This is a genomic window from uncultured Romboutsia sp. (assembly GCF_958366745.1).
In the GTDB taxonomy this organism is placed as follows: Bacteria; Bacillota; Clostridia; order Peptostreptococcales; family Peptostreptococcaceae; genus Romboutsia; species Romboutsia timonensis.
In genome coordinates, this window is record NZ_CATXCO010000026.1 from 1 (window position 1) to 17,585 (window position 17,585).

The following is a 17,585-nucleotide window of genomic DNA, read 5'->3' on the forward strand; positions in this document are numbered from 1 at the left end:
GAAGGATAGGATATTTCATGCTGCAGTATATACAAAAGACAGACAATGTTTATTTACAAATATGTCAAAAGATAAGCATATAGTGGATGAAATTTATTATAGTTTAGAAGATATATTAAAAAATCAGGCAAAACCTATACTTGAGATAAAGTCATCATTAGATATTATAAGAAAAAGAACATATCTTCAGTATATTATGGGCCAAGATTTAAGGTGGTTAATAGGTCATATAAATGAACTTTTTATGCCATATGATTTATTTGAAGAAATAGCAGAGTCTATATTTGGAGATGATAAAGAGGTTTTAGATGAATTAAAAAAAATAAATATGCTCTTACAAAATGTTATATATAAGTCTAAGTTAAAGGTACTCATTTATGAATTAAATATAAGTAAGTATATTTCAGTAGGGGAACTTAACTTTTTTAACATACCTGTAAAGTTAACTTTTGAACAAAGAGAAAGACATATAAATTATATTAAAAAGATAATAGAAGAATATGATAATGTTGAAATTAAATTAATAGATGGAGACTTCGTAGAAGTATTTAAAGATACTCAAAATCCTTCAATATACTTATCGAAAACTTTAAAAATTATGAGTATTAACCCTAGAAAAGATCATAATGATTATGCAATTATAAAAGATAGTGAGTTTAAGCATATATGTGATGAGTTCTTTAAGATACTTTGGAATAAACAGAGTGAGATAGTAGTAAGCAATAAAATCGAGATATTAGAGAGAATTGAAAAAATACTAACATGTGCAAAAGTTATAAATGAAAGTTTAAAATTGGAATAATATAGTTAAATAGTGAATTTTTCAAGAAAAATAGAATTTGTTGAAAAATAGAAAAAACTAGGAAAATGATACATTGACTTAAGTTATAAAAAATTGATAATCTTATACCACGCTAAATATAAAACTTTTCAGAAAAGGAGAGCGGATATGCACGATATATTATTACAAGTAGAACATTTAATAACAAAAGTATCTGATGCAATATGGCCAGTATTCTTACCATTTATATTAGTGGTTGGAGCCATAATGGCTGTCAGGTCGATTGTTATAATACAGAAAAAGGCTACAGAGCCAGCAAAATTAAATATAAAAAATGTTATAGGTCCAGCTTCTATATCATTAGGAGCCATGATAGGGACAGGAGCTATAATAGGAGTTTTAGGAGCATTATCAAAACTATCAGCAAATGGACAAGCAAATATAGAAGCTATGGCTATATGGGCTTTAATAGGTTCATTAATAATGCTTCCAGTTTCTTACTCAGAAACATTAAACTCTAAAATAATGGGGAAAACACCAAAAGAATATATAGGAGATTTAATAAATCCTAAATTAGGTATTTTATATGCAGTATGTTTCGTAGCTTTAGCAGTATTTGGATTTGGTGGATTCCAATTTAGTGGAATAGACTCAGTTGCAGCAACTATACTAAACAATAAGTTTGGAATAGAGCTATCATTAGTTCAAAGATATTTATTCATAGTTATTCCAGTTATATTAGTAGTTGGAGCTTTAGTTTTATCTAAAAAACATGAATTATTTATGGGTGATATGACTTATATGATAGGTACAGCTGTAGCAGGATACTTCATATTCTTTACAATATTTGTTGTTAAGACTTATGATTACATACCAACATTCTTCCAAGGTATGATAGAAGGAATGAAAAACCCAGTAAATGCTATGATGGGTGTACCATTAGGGTTTATATTAGGTATGCAAAAAGTTATACAAATAGCAGAAACTGGCCTTGGAGCACTTGCAATGGCAGCTCAAGAATCAGATTCAAAGCCAAGAGAAGCAGCAATGATATCTTTAATACCAACAGCAGTAACAATATTTGTTTCTATAGTTGTAACATCATACATAGCTTCTTATGGAGTAGAAGTTGGAACTTTAGCATTATTAAATACTGATGGAACTGCAGCTGATACAGTAACTAGATTAGGTGGATACTTTAATACTGCAGAACATGTAGTTGGAATATTTGGATTAGTAGTATTAAGTACATTTACAGTATTATCAGCTTTAACTACTATACTTGGATCTTTCTACTATACGACAAAATTATTTAAAAATAATTCTGCAAATAAGAATATAGCAATATACTTAGTTTTAATAATATCTGCAGGAACATTAGCTGTATTTGGAGCAAATGTTGTGTTTGAAGCAGTTGACTTATTATTATTTGTGCTTTCTGGAATAAATGTATCTGCATTAGCAATATTTACATTTAAGCATTGGGAAGTTTATAAGTTAAGTAATAAAAAAGAGAAGATTGTTGCTTAATAAAGAAAACTGTTGCATAATAAAATGGAAAAATTTAATCTTAAAAGATTTAGGTATTAAATTATAAAAAATTATTAATTTGAATGGAGATGATTCCAAATGACTAAAAAACTTTATTTTAATGGTAATGTGATAACTGTTAATAACAAAGAAGAAGTAGTACAAGCAGTTGCTATCGAAGATGGTAAAATTATAAAAGTAGGAACTAATGAAGAAATACTTTCTTTAAAAGATAATGATACTGAGGTTATAGATTTAGAAGGTAAAACTATGCTTCCTGGATTTATAGATCCACATGGTCACATAGTTCCTGTTGCACAAACTTTAATGATAGTTACATTAGGAGATGTAACGTCTAAAGAAGAATTATTAGCTAGATTAGAAGAATCATTAAAAAATGATCCACCAAGTGGCGATAATTGGTTAATAGGATTTGGATATGATAATACTAAATTTGAAGATGGAGAACATCCAACTAAATTTGATTTAGATAAAGTAAGTACAGAGATACCTATATCAGTATCTCATGCATCAGGTCATTTAGCAGCTGTAAACTCTAAAGCATTAGAGTTATACGGATATGTAGGAGAAGATTATGAAGTTCCAGAAGGTGGAGTTGTAAGAACAGTATCTCCTGACTCTAAAGAGCCAAATGGTGTATTAGAGGAAAATGCTATATTAGATAGTGAAAAGAAAAAGATTGTAAAAGCACCAGGATTTGAAGAAATCTTAAAAGCTATGGTAAAAGCTCAAAAGATATATGCATCATTAGGGATAACAACAACTCAAGATGCGTCAGTAGAAGAAGCTAATGGATATAACCACATATTAGGAGCTTGTGCTCAAAATAATATGTTAATAATAGATGTAGTAGGACTTGCTACTCAACCATCAACTAAAAACTTAATGAAAGATGAGGGTACTCCAAAGAGAGAATACTTTAATCACTACAAGTTAGGTGGAGCTAAAACTTGGTTAGATGGTTCTCCACAAGGATTTACTGCCTGGTTAAGTAAACCATACTACAAAGTACCTCAAGGACAATCAAAAGATTACTGTGGATATGGAACACAAACTGATGAAGTTGTAACTCAATACTTTGTTGATTGTATAAATATGAATGTTCAAGTTAATGTACACGTTAACGGAGATGAAGCTTGTGAGCAATTCTTAAGATGTTACGAAAAAGCTGTTGAAATAACAGGTCATGGAACAGAATTAAGACCAGTTATGGTTCACTGCCAAGCTTTAAGATATGATCAATTAGATAGAGTAAAAGCTTTAGGTGCTGTACCAACATTCTTCTGTGATCATGTTAGATTCTGGGGGGATTTACACCACGATCAAGTATTTGGACCGGAAAGAGCACAAAATATATCTCCAATAGGATGGGCTTTAGAAAAAGGAATAAAATTCACTTTACATCAAGACCCACCAGTAAAAATGCCTAATCAAATATTAGCTATACACAATGCAGTTAATAGAAAAACTGAATCTGGTAGAGTACTAGGAGAACACCAAAGAATACCGGTAATGGAAGCTATAAAAGCAGTTACTATAAATGGAGCTTATCAATACTTTGAAGAAGATACAAAGGGTTCTATAGAAGAAGGAAAGCTTGCGGATTTAGTAATACTTGATAAAGATATATTATCAATAGATAAAGAAGAGATAGAAACTATAAAAGTTCTAGAAACTATAAAAGAAGGAAATACAATATTTAAAGCATAAGTAAAAGATAACTTTTAAGGAGTTTTACAATCAATATATTACAAATATAATGCCTCAAATGATTTATATTATTTGAGGCATTAACTTATCTATCACTAGGAACAAGTATATATTCACCAGCTTTAACATCATATGAGCTTGATACTATATCTTGGTTTTCTTTGTATACTACCTTTCTAAAAGTTTCTATATCATCAATATCATTATTATACAATTGGATTATAGAATCTAAAGTTTCGCCAGATTGTACTAGATGTGATTGAAATACTCTATTTTTCATTATAGAGTCGTAAGAAGCCTTATATAATTTTTCTGATATATTAGAAAAGAAGGACACATTATCAACTAAATAATTAGCAGTATTATCTAGACAAGTTATATAGTTATAGATACTATCCGTTATAACATCACCTGTAGATTTATTGTCATCTACAGCTGGACCAATAAATGATAATATAATAAGAAATAATAAAAAATATTTCAAAAAATCACCTCCTATATGGGAGTATTAATAGATAATATGTTTTTTAAACAACATGTTGACTTAAAATTTGCAAGTTGGTATAATATTTTTAATAATTGAAATAATATTAAAATAAAGGCTATGAAAAGAAGAGTAAGTATATTATGTAGTCACAGCGAGTTAGGGAAGGTGTGAGCCTAATACGAAGATTATACTGAAGAACATCTTGGAGCCTCTAACCGAAATCACAAGAGAGTAGGCTTAGACGGGAGGTCCCGTTATAGACTATAAGCAATGCTTACTAAGAGGTCAATTTTTATTGGCAATTAGGGTGGTACCGCGAGAGTAACAGTCTTTCGTCCCTTTGTGTTATATGGGATGAAGGGCTTTTTTTATACAAAAAAGTTAGTAATACTTTAGCTTATATACATTTTAAGTATTATTAGTAAAAAGTATGAATCGAATTTCCATATAAAAATTATCAAATTATATAAATTAAAATAACAAAAGGAGGAAAATAATATGCAAAAACAATTTGTAACAATCAAAGAATTATACAGAAACAAAGAAGAATACATAGGAAAAACTGTAAAAGTAGCTGGATGGATAAGAACATCTAGAGCTTCTAAAAACTTCGGATTCGTAGAATTAAATGACGGAAGTTTCTTCAAAAATATGCAAATAGTTTTATCTGATGAAAAATTAGAAAACTTCAAAGAGATAACTAAACTTCCAATAAGTTCATCAATACTTGTTGAAGGGGAATTAGTATGTACAGAAGGTGCTAAGCAACCAGTTGAAATACAAGCAACTAACATAATATTAGAAGGTGAGTCAGATAGCTCATACCCATTACAAAAGAAAAGACATACATTAGAGTACTTAAGAACAATAGCTCACTTAAGACCAAGAAGTAATACTTTCTCTGCTGTATTTAGAGTAAGAAGTTTAACAGCTTATGCTATACATAAGTTCTTCCAAGATAGAAACTTCGTATATTCTCACTCTCCAATAATAACAGGAAGTGACTGTGAAGGTGCAGGGGAAATGTTTAGATTAACTACTATGGATTTAAACAATATACCTAAAACAGAAGAAGGACATGTAGATTATTCTAAAGACTTCTTTGGAAAAGAAGCTAACTTAACAGTTAGTGGTCAGTTAAATGCTGAAATAATGGCACTTGCATTTAGAAATGTTTATACATTTGGACCAACATTTAGAGCAGAAAACTCTAACACAGTTAAACATGCATCTGAGTTCTGGATGGTAGAGCCAGAAATAGCTTTCGCAGACTTAGAAGACAACATGGAATTAGCTGAAGATATGATAAAATACATCATAAACTATGTAATGGAAAATGCCACAGAAGAAATGGAATTCTTCAACAACTTTGTTGACAAAGGATTAATAGAAAGATTAACAAGTGTTGTAAACTCTGAATTCAAGAGATTACCATATACAGAAGCTATAGAATTATTACAAAAATCAGGACACAAGTTTGAGTTCCCAGTTGAGTGGGGATGTGACTTACAAACTGAGCACGAAAGATACTTAACAGAAGAAATAATAAAAGGGCCAGTTTTCGTAACTGATTATCCAAAAGATATAAAAGCTTTCTATATGAGATTAAATCCAGATGGAAAAACTGTTAGAGCTACAGACTTATTAGTTCCTGGTATAGGAGAAATAATAGGTGGATCTCAAAGAGAAGAAAGATACGATGTATTATTAGATAGAATAAAAGAATTAGGATTAAATGAAGAAGATTACTGGTGGTATTTAGAACTTAGAAAGTTCGGTACTGCTACACATTCTGGTTTCGGTTTAGGATTTGAAAGAATGTTAATGTACTTAACAGGAATGCAAAACATAAGAGACGTTATACCATTCCCAAGAACTCCTAAAAATGCTGAATTCTAATAATTAAATAGATTTACAGAAGTAATTCTATTAATAGAAGATTTACTTTTAAATAAAAACACATTGATGAAATACTCAATGTGTTTTTTATTATAAATTAAGTGAAATGAACATCAATACGATTTTATATTATATTGACTTTTACCTTAAATAAATATACAATATTAATAAAATCGGTCGGTTGACTGAATAAATTGTTGGTGAAAAAGTTTATAGGGGGAAATTTATGAAAGCATATATTAGGGAGCCTATAAATGGATTTACCCATTTAGGTGGTGCAATTCTTTCTTTTATAGGTCTCTTGGCATTAGTTATAAAGACAACACTAACTAGTCCTAATATTATAAATATAGCTGCAGTTATTATATTTGGGATTAGTTTAATATTACTTTACTCTGCATCTGCAACATATCACTTAGTAGTATCGTCTGATAATGTAATTGCTTTTTTAAGAAAAATAGATCATTCTATGATTTTTATTCTTATAGCAGGTTCTTATACTCCATTTTGCTTGATTGGATTAAAAGGTATTATAGGATGGATAACATTTAGTGTAATATCCACTATAGCTATATGCGGAGTATTATTTAAAATGATTTGGTTTAACTGCCCTAGATGGATATCGACAAGTATTTATATAGGAATGGGTTGGATATCTATATTTATAATAGTTCCGCTTTATAATTCTATAGCATTAGGAGGAATAGCTTTATTAGTATTAGGAGGGATACTCTATACTATAGGTGCAGTTATATATGGACTTAAGCCTAGAGCTCTTAAGTTTAAAAATTTAGGATTTCATGAAATATTTCATATTTTTATTTTGTTAGGAAGTTTAGCTCATTTTTTTGCTGTATTTAAATATGTAATATAAAAAAAGCTAGTAAATACTAATATCTATAGTTATTAGTACTTACTAGCTTTATTAAAATATAAGTTTAAATATATATTATTTTATAGCTTAAGCTACTTGTTTAGTTTCACACATACTATTATTCAAATTTATTATTGAACTAGCTGAATATAATAATCCATAAGAATCTATAACAGCATACATTATAGTAAATATCCATCCTGCTATTAATCTAGATTTATTGACTATTAATCCAAATATATATGATATTAGTGTATAATTAAAAATGAACATACCATTTTGTTCTAATATTTGTAGATATGATAAAAATTATAATGCCATTTATCTCTATATAATCTCATAAGTATATATTTTCTTAACTTAATTTTAATGTAATTATGATGCAATCATGATACTTTTTTGATATAATGTTATTTCATAGTGTATACATGGTACATATAATAAAATTTATACTTAACTATATGTTATAGTAACAATAAAAGATTATAGGAGGTTGAAATGAAAAAAATATTAGCATTAATTATGACATTATCAATATTTGTACTATCAGGATGTAGTTCTCAAACAGATAGAATGGTTACAGATAGAGAGGGTACAGAGGTAAATATACCGACCAAAATAGAAAAAATAATATCTACAGCTCCTTCAAATACAGAAGTATTAATGGCATTAGGTTTAGGAGATAAACTAGTAGCTATAGATAAATATTCTACTGATATAGAAGGTATAAATACAGAATTACCACAAATAGATTTTTTAAATCCAGATGCAGAAACTATAATAGGTTTAGAACCAGATATTGTTATAGCATCAGGACACAACAAAACTGGTTCTGTAGAAGATCCGTTTAAAGCAATAAGTGAAGCAGGTATACCAGTAGTTTACATACCGAGTAGTGACAGTATAGATGGAATATACAAAGATATAGAGTTTATTGCTGATGTTGTAAATGAAAGGTCAAAAGGTAAAGAAATAGTAGATGATATGAAAGCACAAGTAGAAGAAATAAAAGCTATAGGTGATACAATAACTGATAAAAAATCAGTATATTTTGAAATATCACCAGCACCATATTTATCTAGTTTTGGGAAATCTACTTTCTTAAATGAAATGATAGAAATAATTGGAGCAAAAAATATATTTGAAAATGAAGAAGGATGGATATCTCCAACAGCTGAAGCTATAATAGATGCAAATCCAGATGTAATAATAACTAATGCAGGATATATGGAGAATCCTACAGAGGAAATAAAATCTAGAGATGCTTGGGAAAATATAAATGCAATAAAAAATAATGAAGTTTATTTAGTAGATCAAAATGCATCTTCACGTCCATCTCAAAATGTAATTAAAGCTTTAGAACAAATGGCTAAGGCTGTATATCCAGAACATTATGAAAAATAAACATAAGGTAATAATTAGTGTTTTATTAGCTTTAATAATAATATGTATTGGAATTTCCGTAGGAAGTTCCAATATTAATTTTTTAGATACATTATCAATACTATCAAATAAAATATTAAATATTCCACTAAGAGATGGATTAGAGATTAAAAATGTTGGTATTGTTTGGAAACTGAGATTACCTAGAGTATTGCTTGCATTTTTTGTTGGAGGATGCTTAGCTACAAGTGGTGCAGTGGTTCAATCTATTTTGAAAAACCAACTAGCATCACCATATACTCTAGGGGTATCATCAGGGGCATCTCTAGGTGCAGGATTAATTATAGTAACTGGAATATCTATGCCTATAATTGGAAGTTTTACACTTCCATTAGTAGGCTTTTTATTTGGTTTAGCAACAGTATATATAGTTATAGTTTTTTCTTCTACAATAGATAGGACTATGTCAAATAATACAATTATATTATCGGGAATGGTATTTTCATTGTTTGTAAATGCAATACTTACAACGCTTACCGCATTATTTTCAGAAGATATGAAAAGTATAACTCTTTGGCAGATGGGAACTTTTTCTATGAAGGGATGGAGTTATGTACAGCTCATACTTCCATTTCTCATAATCGGTATGTTAGGCGTAATAAGATTTACTAGAGAAATGGATATAATGACATTTGGAGAAGAGCAAGCAAAAGCAACAGGTGTAGATGTATCAAAAATAAAACGAAATCTTTTTATTTTTTCTGCAATACTAACGGGTGGGGCAATATCTTTAAGTGGAACTATAGGATTTATAGATTTAATTGCACCTCATGTTGTTAGACGCGTATTTGGATCGAAACATAAATACGTAATACCAATGTCCTTTGTATTTGGAGGATGTTTAATGGTAATATCAGACTTGATTGCTAGAACTGTAGTTGTACCATCAGAACTTCCAGTAGGTGCGGTAACAGCATTAATTGGAGCTCCATTCTTTGCATATATCTATTTTAAAAATAAAAGGTGATGGTATGTTAAAAATAAAGGAACTTTATAGTGGTTATAATGGTGTAGATATAATAAAAAACGTAAACTTACAGGTAGATAAAGGTGAGATTTTATTTATAATAGGCCCTAATGGTTGTGGTAAAAGTACATTATTAAAATCCATTGCAAATTTAATAGAATATAGAGGCACAATAAAATTTGATGGTGTAGATTCTAATAAATATGAAAGAAAAAGTTTTGCACAAAAAGTAGGTTTAATGAGTCAATTGTCAGAGATTCATTTTCCTTATACTGTTTATGAAACTGTATCTCTTGGTAGATACCCATACTTAAAAGGAGCTTTTAGCTCATTATCTAAGGAAGATGTGAAAATAATTCTAGATAGCATAGAAAAAGTAGGGTTAACGGAGTACAGAGATAAAATGATAACAGAATTATCTGGAGGTCAAATACAAAGAGTATTTTTAGCTAAATTGTTTGCTCAAAATCCAGATATAATACTTCTTGATGAACCAACTAATCATCTAGATTTTAAATATCAAGTAGAATTATTAGAACATGTAAAAACATGGGCTAAAACTAATAAAAAAATTGTTATAGGCGTTTTACATGATTTAAATTTAGTTCACTATTTTGCTGATAAAGTTATTATGTTAGATAATGGTAATATTGTATCTGAAGGAACATCTATGGAAGTACTTAATGATGATAAGTTAAAGAATGTATATGATATAGATATAAAAAGCTTTATGAAAAATATATTAAATAAATGGGAATAAATAATAAAGGTTATAAATTATAGATATAAATTCTATAGTTTATAACCTTTATTTATATATATTGTAGTGGTATATTTTAATACTTTAAGTCTGGTATTAGAAATTAATATGAAGATATAGGATATTTTAGATGGGAAAAATGAATTTTATGTGAAATTTTTTCAATGGAATACTTATACTATAGATAAGTTTTAGGTATTAATATATAATTTATTTATATGAATACAGGAAAGGACGGAAGATGAAAAAATTGGATAATAAGAATAAAACATATTTAAATTATTCTACAGAGGATGGAAAAAATGCACAAGATATTTTAAGAGATAAAATAACATTAAAACAAAAATCAGTATGTGGTCATTGTGAAACTGAAAATAATGAAGGCCTATATTGTAAATCTTGTGGGAAATCTTTAGATGAAGTAGAGACTTCAAAAAAAGGAAAAATTATAAAGGCTTTTAAGGGAGATATAAAGCCTATATTATTAACATCTGTAACTTCAGTTGCAATATTATTCTTAATCTCTTTAGGATTAAAATTATTAATGAGCTTCAATCTTGGAGAATTAATAAACTTTATAAATCCACTACATATAATACTTGGGATAAATTTAGGTACTATAAATTTAAATGCGTCAACAATGATGAATTCAGGAAGTGTTAGTATACATCTAGGAGTGTTATTAATTGGGTTAATTCCTTTATTTGCACTTTTACTATCTAGTGTAATATTTATAAAAAATAAAAAGGCTCAAGATATTTTACATAATTCAGTAGGTGTTGGTGCTACATATGGACTTATGCTAGTAATAATAAGTATATTTTCATCTACATCATCTAGCATTTCGCAAATGATTAATTATGGACTAGCAGTTTCATATAGATATAATATACTAGAATTATTTTTAAATGGATTTATTTTAGGATTTATATCTACGTATTTAATAGGATATAAGAAAAAATACTTTGGACAAAATATTTACTTAGATATACTTAAGAAAGCTATAAATACTATATTAATTTTATATATAGCAGTATTTGTAATTCTTTTAGGTATTTCTATAGTTGATAATAGTTATTTATATGAACTTGGATTATATAATTACAGTAGAAATACTACTTTTATACTTAGTCAGCTAGCATCATATATACTAGCATTTGCAAATATTGTACCTACAACAATAGGCAGCAATAAATTATCAATTTTAAGTATAATAAATGGAGACTTATTATTTGATACAAAGTTAATGCTTATATCTATAATATTTTTATCATTATTAGTGCTTATACTTACAGGATATAATTTAAGAAAGAAATTTAAAAATAGCTCATCTAACATAGTGTTAATTTTTAGTATTTGTTATTCTATAATCATTACAATCTTATCATCATTTAGTGTTATATATGTAGGAGGAAATATGCCTTTACTACAAATGAACAGTTATCTAGGTAATATATTTATGGGATCAGGTATATTTACTGCATTGATAATATCTTTTATATATAGCTATATAATACTAAAAATAGGATATACATTAAGTGATTTTGAATAATCAGAAATGGAGAGTATGTTAATATGCAAAATATAAGTAATAAGTTTTCAAGAAATAAAATAGAAAATGAAAAAAATGATATATATATGGAAATAGAAAATGCACAAATAAAAAAGGCTAATTTATTATTAGATATGGGTATAATGACATATGAAAAAATAAGAAATGAAATAATAATAGACGATAGCTTTGATAATATATGTAATGAAATTTTAGAGATAGATAAGTTAATATATAATAATAATCTAAGAATAAAAAAATTAGAAGAAAAATCAAAAGATCTAGTATGTGAGTGTGGAAGCATACTAAACTCTGAAAATAATTTTTGTGGATCTTGTGGCAAGAAAGTAGAAATAGAAGATAATTATTTAATTGAATGTACAAGATGTAATTCATTAAATGAAGAAGATTCTGTTTACTGTGCTTGCTGTGGAATTAAATTATAATTTATCTTATAAGAAAATAATTAAATTTAACTAAAGAAAAAAGCTATGTACAAAATTTGTACATAGCTTTTTGTAATGAATTTGAAACTTAATTTTAATGAAAAAAATTTTTATGTATGGTAAACTATAATATAGTATTTTAGATTTATGGAGGGAGAGTATGGCAGAAAAAGTAGAGAAAAAACACACTAACTTAGAGGATACGTTTAGTATAACTATGGAACTTCAAAGGCCTCTATTGAAAGATGAAGATGATGAAAATGAAGAAATAATTAAACATAAAGAATATAGAATCAAAAAAAATATAAAAATTGGCTTAAGTATATTAGTTATAGTTTTTTTAGTAGGGATTATTAATTGGATAGGAACATCTTATAAACCAGGACAACTAGCACTAGATTCATTAGTTAGTGATAATAAGGTAGAAGTAACTGTAGATGGAAATATAACTTTTACTCCAAAAGGAAAAGAGGCAACTAAAGGATTTATATTATACCCTGGAGCGAAAGTAGATGCAAAAGCATATGCACCACTATGTAAGGCAATAGCAGAAAATGGATATGAAGTAATTATACTTGATATGCCTTTAAACTTTGCTATGCTAGCTCCTAACAAAGCTGAGAAAGTTATAAAAGAACACGATCATATAAAATCTTGGGTTGTAGGAGGTCATTCATTAGGAGGTGTTGTTGCATCTAGATTTGCAGCAAAGAATAAAAATGTAGATGGAGTAGTACTTCTTGCATCATATCCATCAAATGATGATCTTAAACAATTAAGAAAAGAAGTAGTTTCTATATGGGGAAGTAAGGATGGAGTTATAAAATTTGAAAATCTTATCGAATCAAAAGATAAATTACCAGAAGATACAACTTATGTAGAAATAGAAGGTGCAAATCATGCTCAGTTTGGTGATTACGGAAAGCAAAAAGGCGACTATGATGCATTAATAAGTGAAGAAAAACAATTAAATATTACATTAAATAGTATAGTTAAATTACTTAAAAATATAGATAATAATTAGGGCTACCAATTTGGTAGCCTTAATTATTTATATATTTTAAATAACGGATGTGGAAGAAGTGATTTACCAATATTTTGTTTAAGCATAGCGAATTTTAAAGTCTTTTATATATACTTAAATCATTCCATTCTACACATATTGGTTCAGCCTTAAAATCTTCAATAAACCAGGATATATCTTCTCTAGTTATACATTTAGATAATATAAGTAAAACAAAATATAATGATATAGTTAATACTATTTGAATAGAAATATGTAAATTTAAATTAATGTAAGCTAGACCATATTTTATACAGTATCCAGCAAGAGTTATACAAAATCCAGGTTTTATAATCCAATCTAATAGTTTAAATTGTATATTAGTAACCTTTAATAACTTATGTATACTTAAAGAAGCGTTAAGAAGGGTTCCTACAAATAAAACTATAATAAATCCTTCTATACCCTTTTTAGGTATCAAGTATAGTATTAAAAATATTCTTACAGTCATATCAATTAAGTTAAACTTTAATGTACTCATTTGATAATCTAGAGCATTTAAGCTTCCATCAACTATTCTGTCTAAATACATAAATGGTATAAGAGGGGCTAATATTTTCATAATTAATCCAACTTGAGTATCATTATATATTGCTAATCCTAATTCATTAGAGAATATCATAAATAATCCGGATGCAAATACGGCAATTAATAATGTAAATTTAAATACTTTAGATATTATATATATAACTCTTTTATGTTGATTAAGTGCATTTGCTTCAGCAATTTCAGGTATTATAAGAGTTGAAAATGATGCTAAAAATATTGATGGAAAATTTAAAATAGGCAGTGCCATTCCTTTTATCATACCAAATATAGATAATGATGAAGCTGTTGAAGAACCATATCTTCTAAGTGCATCTGGTATTAACAAATCTTCAATAGTTTTAAGTCCTGTTTGGATATAAGAGCTACATGCTATAGGGAAAGATATAGAGAAAATCTTAAAAAAACTATATTTATTATTTCTACTATATCCGCTTTTATATCCAGATTTTTTTTCAAATAAAAATAATATGCAAAAATAAATAGCAGAAGCTATATTACCAAGACTTGTTCCAATGGCAATTAAAGCACAAGTAAAGTTTAGGCCTTTAGGTAAGCATATTCCCATAAATGAAATAATAATTATCATCATTGTTCCAACTTCAACTATATCAGAGGAAACACTCTTTATTATTTTTCTCATTCCATAAAAATAACCATGGAAGCAAGCACTAATTCCTATAAATAGTAGGCTGCAAGATAATATTTTTATAGGTATTATAGCTCGAGAATCACCTATCCATTTAAGAGCTATTATATCTGCAAAGTTATAAACAAGTAAAAATGTTGTAGTACTAAAAAGTAAACTATATAGTATTGATTTTCTTAAAATTGATTTAATATTTTTTATATTAGATCTTCCAAGTTCTTCAGCTATAAGACGAGTAGTTGTTACTCTAATTCCAGATACAGCTAAAGTAGTTGTCATTACATGTATGCTCATTATAAGTTGATAAAGTCCTATACCTTCTGAACCGATTTTATTAGATAGATATACTCTAAATGACGTGCTTACAAATCCTATCATCATTGTTGCAAATGTCAGAATAAACGCATTCAGTATTAATTTTTTTCTCTTCATAGTTTTTCTCCTAATATAAATTGTTTAAATATATAGCATGTTCATATATATGAAAAAAAGTTACTAAATATTATTTAAATAAAAATTTTTAATATTGAAGAAAAAATCACATGAATATGAATATTAGATAGTACTAAAAATACTAATGACTAAACAATAAGGAGAACCTAAAATGAGAATAAGACTAGGATATGTAGCAATAGCATTAAATTTAGATAAAGTTACATCATCATCTACATTGACATACTCACGATATTTAAAAATGGATGAAGAAAATAGATTAAAAAAACTTAAAGAAGTAACTTACTCTAATATAGAAGCACTTGAAAAAATACTTGGATATAATATAGAAAATAATATACATTTTTATAGAATGACATCAAATTTTATACCTTTAGCAACTCACTCTGATGTAATGTGGGATTATTTAAAGTATTTTAAAAAAGATTTAGAATATATCGGAAAGTTGATAAAAGATAATAATTTAAGAGTTGATGCTCATCCTGATCAATTTAATGTTATAAATAGTGATAAAGAAAGTGTAGTTGAAAATACTTTAAGAACTCTTAATATGCAAGTTGATTTATTTGAAGCTATGAATTATGAGGATGGAAAAATGGTAATACACATAGGTGGTGCTAAAGGAGGAAAGGATCTTGCATCAGATAGATTTATATATAATTTAAAAAAATTTCCTCAGAGAATAACTAATAGATTAATACTTGAAAATGATGATAAAACCTTTAATGCAGAAGAAGTGTTAAAGATTTGTAAACAGACAAAATTACCAATGGTGCTTGATGTACATCATCATAATTGTAACAGCTGTGAAGAAGATATTAAAAGCTTATTACCAAAAGTATTTAGTACTTGGGAAGAGGAAAAACTACCACCTAAAATACATTTTTCAAGTCCTAGGGAATTTGAAAATGATAGAAAACATGCAGATTTTATAGATGCAAAAAAGTTTTTAGAGTTTATATATAAGGCTAAAGAAAGTGTTAATAAGGATTTTGATGTTATGCTTGAAGCTAAGAAAAAAGATATAACTCTTAACACATTAGTCAAAGATTTAAAGCATATAACTAAAGATATAAAATTTATAGACAACAGCACTTTTGAAATATAATTAAAATATTTTAGAAAAACGATTGCACAGATGATATATATTGTGCTACTATAAAAATATAAACAGTGCAATCGATTGCTCTGAAAAGAATAGGGGGATTAAAAATGGGATTAAAAAGAATCTTAAGTTTATTAACTGTAACAGTATTAGTAGGTACAAGTGTAGTTGGATGTAGTAGCTCAAATGGAGGCGATAGTTCAGGGAATGCTTCAGGAGACAAGGTTGTAGTAGATATATTCCAATTTAAAGTAGAGGCTAAAGATGCACTAGAAAAAGCAGCAAAAGTTTATGAGGAGAAAAATCCTAATGTAGATATAAATATAGAAACTGTAGGAGGGGGAAATGACTACGGTGCTGCATTAAGATCTAAATTCCAATCAGGTCAAGAACCTACTATATTTAATATTGGTGGACCACAGGATGTTGAAGACTGGACATCTAAATTAGAGGACTTATCAGATCAACCTTGGGTTAATGAGGCATTTGATGGTACATTAGGTTCAGTAACAAATGATGAAGGTGTATTTGGTATGCCTTTTAACCAAGAAGGATATGGATTTATATATAACAAAGAAATATTTGAAAAAGCAGGTATTGACCCAGCAACTATAACTTCTTATGAAGCATTAGAAAATGCTGTTAAGACATTAGATTCTAAAAAAGATGAATTAGGGATTGAAGCAGTATTTGCAGTTCCAGGAAAAGAAAAATGGGTAACAGGACTTCACTTACTAAATGTTGCATTAGGAAATGAATTTGAAAGTGGAAAGCAAGCCTATGAAGCTAAGAGCTTAAACTTTATATACAATAAAGAATTAAAAGAATTATTAGATTTACAAGCTGACTATGCATTTATGCCAGATGGTAAAAAAGGATCTATAAACTCTGTTGACTATGCTATGCAAATAGAGCAAAAATACTCAACTGGTAAAGTAGCTATGGTTCAAATGGGTAACTGGGCATATGGAGGAATAGAAGGAGTAAATGCTGATATAGCAGCTAACTCAGGAATATTACCAATGCCACTTAAGGGAGTTAAAGAAGACTCTATACCAGTAGGTGTTCCAATGTATTGGTCTATAAATAAAGATGAATCAGATGCAGAAAAAGATGCAGCTAAAGATTTCTTAAATTGGCTATATACTTCTGATGAAGGTAAAGAAATGATAATAAATGACTTTAATTTTATACCAGCATTTAAAGGATATGAAAGTGATGAATTACAACCAAAGGATCCATTATCAGCAGAAGTATTAAATTATGAAAAAAAAAAAAAAACTATGCCATGGGTATTTA

The 17,585-nt window shown here is 27.9% G+C and carries 16 protein-coding genes and 1 other annotated feature; of the genes, 13 read left to right on the top strand and 3 right to left on the bottom strand.

Going from position 1 to position 17,585, the window contains the following annotated elements; genetic code table 11:
• The 3 genes from Q5F54_RS03610 to Q5F54_RS03620 all read left to right on the top strand — a co-directional run.
• Window positions 1-802: hypothetical protein (locus tag Q5F54_RS03610; protein ID WP_302333979.1), on the top strand; the 802-nt coding region annotated here is incomplete at its 5' end.
• 147 nt (window positions 803-949) lie between these two features.
• Window positions 950-2,311 carry an alanine:cation symporter family protein gene (locus Q5F54_RS03615; protein WP_281537918.1) on the top strand — a complete coding sequence of 454 codons (1,362 nt, stop codon included), beginning with the start codon at window positions 950-952 and terminating at the stop codon, window positions 2,309-2,311.
• 99 nt (window positions 2,312-2,410) lie between these two features.
• Window positions 2,411-4,042, top strand: a complete 1,632-nt coding sequence (locus tag Q5F54_RS03620) for an amidohydrolase (protein WP_288525756.1) — start codon at window positions 2,411-2,413, stop codon at window positions 4,040-4,042.
• An 85-nt stretch (window positions 4,043-4,127) separates the two neighbouring features.
• On the opposite strand, the gene Q5F54_RS03625 is transcribed toward Q5F54_RS03620, so the two are convergent.
• On the bottom strand, window positions 4,128-4,526 hold the full coding sequence (locus Q5F54_RS03625; RefSeq protein WP_288247955.1) for a hypothetical protein: 399 nt from the start codon (window positions 4,524-4,526) through the stop codon (window positions 4,128-4,130).
• Window positions 4,527-4,637: 111 nt separating this feature from the next.
• Window positions 4,638-4,872: a binding site (T-box leader), on the top strand.
• 155 nt (window positions 4,873-5,027) lie between these two features.
• On the opposite strand from Q5F54_RS03625, the gene asnS reads away from it, so the two are divergent.
• Window positions 5,028-6,428 carry an asparagine--tRNA ligase gene (gene asnS / locus Q5F54_RS03630; protein WP_281537915.1) on the top strand — a complete coding sequence of 467 codons (1,401 nt, stop codon included), beginning with the start codon at window positions 5,028-5,030 and terminating at the stop codon, window positions 6,426-6,428.
• A gap of 226 nt (window positions 6,429-6,654) precedes the next feature.
• Entirely contained in the window at window positions 6,655-7,302 is a 648-nt protein-coding gene (locus tag Q5F54_RS03635) for a hemolysin III family protein (RefSeq protein ID WP_071121068.1), read from the top strand.
• A gap of 87 nt (window positions 7,303-7,389) precedes the next feature.
• Here the strand turns inward: Q5F54_RS03635 and Q5F54_RS03640 are convergent, their stop codons facing one another.
• Window positions 7,390-7,575 carry a hypothetical protein gene (locus Q5F54_RS03640; RefSeq protein WP_071121067.1) on the bottom strand — a complete coding sequence of 62 codons (186 nt, stop codon included), beginning with the start codon at window positions 7,573-7,575 and terminating at the stop codon, window positions 7,390-7,392.
• A gap of 225 nt (window positions 7,576-7,800) precedes the next feature.
• Between Q5F54_RS03640 and Q5F54_RS03645 the strand changes: the two genes are divergently transcribed.
• The 6 genes from Q5F54_RS03645 to Q5F54_RS03670 all read left to right on the top strand — a co-directional run bounded on the left by Q5F54_RS03645 (window position 7,801) and on the right by Q5F54_RS03670 (window position 13,494).
• Window positions 7,801-8,706, top strand: a complete 906-nt coding sequence (locus Q5F54_RS03645; protein WP_281537914.1) for an ABC transporter substrate-binding protein — start codon at window positions 7,801-7,803, stop codon at window positions 8,704-8,706.
• Window positions 8,696-9,712, top strand: coding sequence for an iron ABC transporter permease (locus tag Q5F54_RS03650; protein WP_281537913.1), 1,017 nt, complete (start codon window positions 8,696-8,698; stop codon window positions 9,710-9,712). The genes Q5F54_RS03645 and Q5F54_RS03650 overlap by 11 nt, the downstream gene beginning before the upstream one ends.
• Before the next feature lie 4 nt (window positions 9,713-9,716).
• Window positions 9,717-10,472 carry an ABC transporter ATP-binding protein gene (locus Q5F54_RS03655; protein ID WP_071121430.1) on the top strand — a complete coding sequence of 252 codons (756 nt, stop codon included), beginning with the start codon at window positions 9,717-9,719 and terminating at the stop codon, window positions 10,470-10,472.
• A gap of 241 nt (window positions 10,473-10,713) precedes the next feature.
• The gene (locus Q5F54_RS03660) at window positions 10,714-12,024 is read left to right on the top strand and encodes a hypothetical protein (protein WP_288305607.1); all 1,311 of its coding nucleotides are present in this window, start codon (window positions 10,714-10,716) and stop codon (window positions 12,022-12,024) included.
• Between the two features lie 23 nt (window positions 12,025-12,047).
• Window positions 12,048-12,470 carry a zinc ribbon domain-containing protein gene (locus Q5F54_RS03665; RefSeq protein WP_281537911.1) on the top strand — a complete coding sequence of 141 codons (423 nt, stop codon included), beginning with the start codon at window positions 12,048-12,050 and terminating at the stop codon, window positions 12,468-12,470.
• Between the two features lie 160 nt (window positions 12,471-12,630).
• Complete coding sequence (locus Q5F54_RS03670) at window positions 12,631-13,494, top strand: alpha/beta hydrolase (RefSeq protein WP_281537910.1); 864 nt, start codon at window positions 12,631-12,633, stop codon at window positions 13,492-13,494.
• A gap of 94 nt (window positions 13,495-13,588) precedes the next feature.
• Here Q5F54_RS03670 and Q5F54_RS03675 read toward each other — a convergent pair whose 3' ends face one another.
• Window positions 13,589-15,160 (bottom strand): polysaccharide biosynthesis C-terminal domain-containing protein, encoded by a 1,572-nt coding sequence (locus tag Q5F54_RS03675; RefSeq protein WP_281537909.1) that lies wholly within the window; start codon window positions 15,158-15,160, stop codon window positions 13,589-13,591.
• Window positions 15,161-15,332: 172 nt separating this feature from the next.
• Here Q5F54_RS03675 and uvsE point away from each other — a divergent pair, with 172 nt between their 5' ends.
• Window positions 15,333-16,289: a UV DNA damage repair endonuclease UvsE gene (gene uvsE, locus Q5F54_RS03680; protein ID WP_281537908.1), complete on the top strand. Its 957-nt coding sequence runs from the start codon at window positions 15,333-15,335 to the stop codon at window positions 16,287-16,289.
• 104 nt (window positions 16,290-16,393) lie between these two features.
• Window positions 16,394-17,585 (top strand): ABC transporter substrate-binding protein (locus Q5F54_RS03685; RefSeq protein WP_302333980.1); only part of this gene is annotated, 1,192 nt, incomplete at its 3' end.

Bases quoted from the DNA above. Each gene is read 5' to 3' on its own strand.
- Q5F54_RS03615 (WP_281537918.1), top strand. From the start codon at position 950: ATGCACGATATATTATTACAAGTAGAACATTTAATAACAAAAGTATCT.
- Q5F54_RS03635 (WP_071121068.1), top strand. From the start codon at position 6,655: ATGAAAGCATATATTAGGGAGCCTATAAATGGATTTACCCATTTAGGT.
- Q5F54_RS03675 (WP_281537909.1), bottom strand. From the start codon at position 15,160: ATGAAGAGAAAAAAATTAATACTGAATGCGTTTATTCTGACATTTGCA.
- asnS (WP_281537915.1), top strand. From the start codon at position 5,028: ATGCAAAAACAATTTGTAACAATCAAAGAATTATACAGAAACAAAGAA.
- Q5F54_RS03640 (WP_071121067.1), bottom strand. From the start codon at position 7,575: ATGTTCATTTTTAATTATACACTAATATCATATATATTTGGATTAATA.
- Q5F54_RS03645 (WP_281537914.1), top strand. From the start codon at position 7,801: ATGAAAAAAATATTAGCATTAATTATGACATTATCAATATTTGTACTA.
- Q5F54_RS03620 (WP_288525756.1), top strand. From the start codon at position 2,411: ATGACTAAAAAACTTTATTTTAATGGTAATGTGATAACTGTTAATAAC.
- Q5F54_RS03665 (WP_281537911.1), top strand. From the start codon at position 12,048: ATGCAAAATATAAGTAATAAGTTTTCAAGAAATAAAATAGAAAATGAA.
- Q5F54_RS03650 (WP_281537913.1), top strand. From the start codon at position 8,696: ATGAAAAATAAACATAAGGTAATAATTAGTGTTTTATTAGCTTTAATA.
- uvsE (WP_281537908.1), top strand. From the start codon at position 15,333: ATGAGAATAAGACTAGGATATGTAGCAATAGCATTAAATTTAGATAAA.
- Q5F54_RS03660 (WP_288305607.1), top strand. From the start codon at position 10,714: ATGAAAAAATTGGATAATAAGAATAAAACATATTTAAATTATTCTACA.
- Q5F54_RS03655 (WP_071121430.1), top strand. From the start codon at position 9,717: ATGTTAAAAATAAAGGAACTTTATAGTGGTTATAATGGTGTAGATATA.
- Q5F54_RS03670 (WP_281537910.1), top strand. From the start codon at position 12,631: ATGGCAGAAAAAGTAGAGAAAAAACACACTAACTTAGAGGATACGTTT.